This window comes from Oleiphilus sp. HI0132 (assembly GCF_001635845.1).
Genome location: NZ_LWGJ01001121.1, coordinates 1 through 4,634, shown reverse-complemented (window position 1 = coordinate 4,634; position 4,634 = coordinate 1). Strand labels below are relative to the sequence as shown.

Annotated in this window: 5 protein-coding genes; all 5 read right to left on the bottom strand. The window is 45.1% G+C overall.

All coding sequences use genetic code 11. The annotated features are described in order from the left end of the window. Nucleotides 1-175: 175 nt before the first annotated feature. Entirely contained in the window at nt 176-967 is a 792-nt protein-coding gene (locus A3766_RS14980; protein WP_068515684.1) for an ABC transporter ATP-binding protein, read from the bottom strand. Nucleotides 968-976: 9 nt separating this feature from the next. Next, nucleotides 977-1,531 (bottom strand): bifunctional adenosylcobinamide kinase/adenosylcobinamide-phosphate guanylyltransferase, encoded by a 555-nt coding sequence (cobU, locus tag A3766_RS14975; protein WP_068513547.1) that lies wholly within the window; start codon nt 1,529-1,531, stop codon nt 977-979. Continuing rightward, nucleotides 1,528-3,012, bottom strand: coding sequence for a cobyric acid synthase (locus A3766_RS14970; RefSeq protein WP_068515687.1), 1,485 nt, complete (start codon nt 3,010-3,012; stop codon nt 1,528-1,530). The genes cobU and A3766_RS14970 overlap by 4 nt, the downstream gene beginning before the upstream one ends. A gap of 18 nt (nt 3,013-3,030) precedes the next feature. Next, the gene (locus tag A3766_RS14965) at nt 3,031-4,215 is read right to left on the bottom strand and encodes a hypothetical protein (RefSeq protein ID WP_068515690.1); all 1,185 of its coding nucleotides are present in this window, start codon (nt 4,213-4,215) and stop codon (nt 3,031-3,033) included. A gap of 36 nt (nt 4,216-4,251) precedes the next feature. Continuing rightward, the coding region (locus A3766_RS14960) for a TonB-dependent receptor (protein ID WP_156508916.1) at nt 4,252-4,634 on the bottom strand (383 nt) is incomplete at its 5' end.

Genomic DNA, 4,634 nt, shown 5'->3' with positions numbered 1-4,634 from the left:
CTCATGGATAGGGTCTGCCGATGCCTCACCCGTAATAACACTAATGATTNCGGCATACGATATATTGATAGGCCCAAAACCCAAAGCTGAAACTAGACAGAACAGAACGAGAAAAGTAATTAGCAAGCAAGCTATGAACTTACCGGCAATCAGCGAACCCGTTCTAGCCTCGGCACTAGTATTCATAACTAATTCTCGGAACATTTGCACTAGGATGGCGATCTACCTTAACCTTCGCCTTGAAGACTTTTGATATTAAAGACTCATTGAGCACTTCATTTATAGAGCCTTGAGCAACCAATCTGCCACGGTCTAACACCAACAAACTATCGCAGAAAGCCGCGGCGAGATTTAAGTCATGAAATGAAGATAAAACACTTATTCCTAATTGCTTCACCTTGTTCAGCAGATCAATTTGGTAATGGATATCCAAGTGATTGGTTGGCTCATCCATAATTAATAAGCGGGGTTTCTGCACAATTGCTCTTGCAAGCATCACGCGCTGCTTCTCACCACCCGACAAAATACTGAACAAGCAATCTTCAACAGCCGATAAGTCCATATCAGCAATAACTGAACTGACAAAACGAATATCTTCCTTTGTATCCCACTCAAACAAGCCCTTGTGGGGCGCTAGCCCTTGCAGTACAACCTCTCTTACCGTCAGCCCTAAATGATCATGATGCTCCTGCAAAATGACAGCCACCTGCTTTGCGTTGTCCCTTAAGCTGTTCTCCCAGATATCCGAGCCGCCTAAGGACACATTGCCTTTGCTCGGTTTGTTTACTCTGTAACAGCAACGCATCAAGCTGGACTTCCCTGAGCCATTAGGGCCGATTAAGCCAACAAAACCTCCTTCTGATAGGGCAAAACTAATATCTTGCAGGATCACCTTATTACCACAGTGCCACGATAAAGTATTCACACTTAACAAAGGATCAGCAGTTTTATTTTCGCTATCAAGCATCAATATTTCCTAAGAACTGCCAGGCTTATTGTTCGCATTGGATTTGAGTGAAAGAGGCAAGCCTGCGACAACTAAATCGACCTGATCACAAAGGCTTGCCAAGCTTTGATGTAACAGCCCTGCTACATCACAATATTTACGACTTAAATCGCCTAAAGGCATGACTCCCATATTGGTCTCGTTGGAAACCAAAATTAATTCTACATTTGTTAGACTGACAGCCTCGACAAATCGATCAAGCTCTAACTGGACGCGTGTTTTGTCTTCAAGCATCAAAAGATTAGTGACCCATAAGGTAAGACAATCAACAACGAGCACTATATCTTCACCAGCACGTTCCTCAAGCACTTTTGCCAACTCTAGCGGCTCTTCTATCACACACCAATGATCTGGCCGGTCTGCCTTGTGACGCTCAATTCGTGCTGCCATTTCCTCATCCAGTGCTTGTGCAGTGGCAAGCAAACAAATCGACGATGCACTATTGTTTGCTATAACTAGCTCTGCTTGCTGTTCTGCATATCGGCTCTTGCCAGACTTTACCCCTCCAAGAATGAGTCTTTTCATCCGGCCTGCTCCAGTAACTCTATCAGCTTATCCATATCAATCGCTGACTCAAAAGCATTGGCTAAGCGCTCCAACTGCTTCTCACGCACTTCTTCAAGGTTGACAGTGGTATCTGATCTTAGTCCAGCCCACTCTAACAGTGCTTGCAATGCTTCCGGTGAATCAAATAGACCGTGCAAATAGGTACCCTTAACCAGGCCGTCTCTACTAGTTGCGCCATCCGTACCCGCGAGAGAAGCGCCACCCGTTGATGACCCAAAATTGACAATCATCGGGCGCGCCAAGTCATCTCCTGTGGTCACTCCCGTATGAATTTCATAGCCTTTTACAGGTGCTGAACTTTCGGCTAACTCGCCCACACAATTAAGTAATTTCTTTTCAGCCAACAAGCTAGTCGCACACGAAAGCAAAGCGAAACCTTCACTACTGCCTGGCCGACCTTCTACACCACTTTCATCAGTGATTAATTGCCCTAGCATCTGATAACCGCCACATATCCCCAACACCTTTCCGCCATACCTTAAATGACGATTTAAAATGTCTTTCCAACCATTTTGAACTAAGAAACCTAAATCAGAACGAACGGATTTGGAGCCCGGCAAAATGATCAAATCCGCAGGCGGAACCGGGTCCCCTACATTGATATAACGAAAATCAACATCAGGATGCAAACGCAAAGGGTCAAAATCTGTATGATTGCTTATACGTGGAACAACCGGCACAATTACACGAAATTTATATTCAGAACTTGGATCGAGTATCTGCTCTGGCAAAGCATCCTCTGCATCAAGGTGTAGACCATGAAGGTAAGGCAGAACACCAAGCACCGGTTTTCCCGTATACGATTCCAGCCAGTCCAAGCCAGACTGAAGCAAGGAAATATCACCTCTAAATCGGTTAATGACGAAACCTTTGATACGCGCTTGCTCAGACTCAGACAGCAATGACAAAGTACCGACCAAATGTGCAAACACACCGCCGCGATCAATATCGGCAACTAAAATAACCGGGCAATCCACTTCCTCAGCAAAACCCATGTTTGCGATATCTCTGTCGCGTAGATTAATCTCTGCCGGTGAGCCAGCACCTTCAACAATGACATGCTGAAATTCATTAGCAAGTCGCTCATGTGAACTTAGCACCGCAGCCATCGCAACCTGTTTATATTCATGGTAAGACGTCGCAGACATGTTGCCTCTGGACTTACCGTGAATAATCACCTGCGCACCGATATCTGTTTCAGGCTTCAACAAAACCGGATTCATATCCGTTGTCGGCAAAACACAAGCAGCGTGCGCCTGCAATGCCTGCGCTCGCCCTATTTCGCCACCATCAACCGTAACAGCACTGTTGAGCGCCATATTCTGAGGCTTAAAAGGCGCCACTTTATGGCCGCGCCTCACCAAACAACGACACAAAGCAGCCACTAAGGTACTTTTACCCGCATCTGAAGTGGTGCCTTGTATCATCAGTGTGGTCATATCTTAACCTTTACTCAATTAGTCGTTCACAACTATCGACGAGCTCAGCGTATCAAGGTCAATCCTCTCAATACCACCTGTGTACTCAGCAGCACGGTCACCCGAAGCATAACGCCCCACTCCTGTTATGAATAAATCTCCTGCAAAAAGGTCTATTTCAATTGGGTTCTTAACGGTTAGCTCTAAGCCATCTAGTTCACCAGTACCAATTGACACTTCTGCGTCAGTCAGTGTATCAATTGCGATTAGGTAGGCTTGAGTCGGCGCATACGAGCTATCAAGTCCCTGAGTGACAACATACAATACGTCTTCATGGATCAATGCAGCAGAAGCATTCGGGAGGCCGTCTTCATCATAATGACTGATATCAATACTATCTAATACGAAATCATCTGACGAGCTATCAGTAACGCTTGGATCGATGACAAGAATTGACCCTTCTCCCCAGCGAATAACATAGGCTTTATCATCAGATGCGAAAAGCACATCATATGGGTTACTGTTGCTTTCGCCGTCTTCATCATTCAAACCGTACTGCCAGGTTAAGGTGTTTGGGTTGTCTATATCGTACTTCGATAAGTTATTTTCACCGTACTTACCTATTCTGTAGTAGTCACTTCCATTTACTGCCACATCGATATCAGAACGATCCGTAGCTGCAAATCCTTCAGTGTGGTCAAAAGGCGCAACTGCTTCCGCAATTGAAATATCACTAGATGAATAATCAGATGCAACACCTTTAATAAATGCACAAGCATTCGCGCAATCGCCACTCAGGTTTTCTGAAAAGGTAATGCTTCCCGGGTTATTGCTTAACTGAATCGTATCAACCACTGCGTTATTACTAGTATTAAGAATCTGAATCTGAGGTGTTGCAAAGTCTCCAACACCTACCCACAACTGCCCCGATGGGCTAAGTTCCAGCGACTGTATATCGACACTCTCGAAGCCGGTAACAGGCTCCGTTACTACCGCACCCGTTGTAGGGTTAAACTGATAAAGACTACTAGAACCCCAGCTTTCGTTTCCCTGAAAGTACGCCAAAGTATCGCTAACGTAAACTGATGCGGCAATATTTCCATACAAACCAGCTGTTTCAGATTTGATACTGTTGTCACTTGAACAACCAGTAACGCCAATCGCACCTAGCGCCAATAGCCCTAAGACTAGTTTTTTACCTGCCACATTTTTTTCAATATTCATTACTTGCTCCTATTAATAGTATTTACACACTATCGATCAAAATTGATGAGCATAAGAAACAAACCACTGACGCCCGGGCCCTGGGAATCGGTTGTATTTGCTTACACGCTGACCACTAACATTCTTAATTTTAAATTCGAGTGAATCTTTTTCACTTTTAAAGCCAAGACTGGCGTTAACCTGCTTAACGTCGGGAAGTTCGGCCACACCAGCTGAATCGTAAACACCACCCGACTGCCGTACATATTCCAAGCCAACCGAACGCCCTTGGTCGGCAACCCGCATCTCAACAGTTCCGGAAAAGTCATAAACGCCCGGCAAGGACTCCCCCCTGAAGGCTCTAGAGTTAGATTTATCTTCAGTATCTTGGAAGGTGAGGTTCGAATTAATACGGACAAAATTCGATAAGTGAAGCTCAT

Excerpts from the sequence above, each read along its gene's own strand:
- A3766_RS14980 (WP_068515684.1), bottom strand. The coding sequence starts at position 967 with ATGCTTGATAGCGAAAATAAAACTGCTGATCCTTTGTTAAGTGTGAAT.
- cobU (WP_068513547.1), bottom strand. The coding sequence starts at position 1,531 with ATGAAAAGACTCATTCTTGGAGGGGTAAAGTCTGGCAAGAGCCGATAT.
- A3766_RS14970 (WP_068515687.1), bottom strand. The coding sequence starts at position 3,012 with ATGACCACACTGATGATACAAGGCACCACTTCAGATGCGGGTAAAAGT.
- A3766_RS14965 (WP_068515690.1), bottom strand. The coding sequence starts at position 4,215 with ATGAATATTGAAAAAAATGTGGCAGGTAAAAAACTAGTCTTAGGGCTA.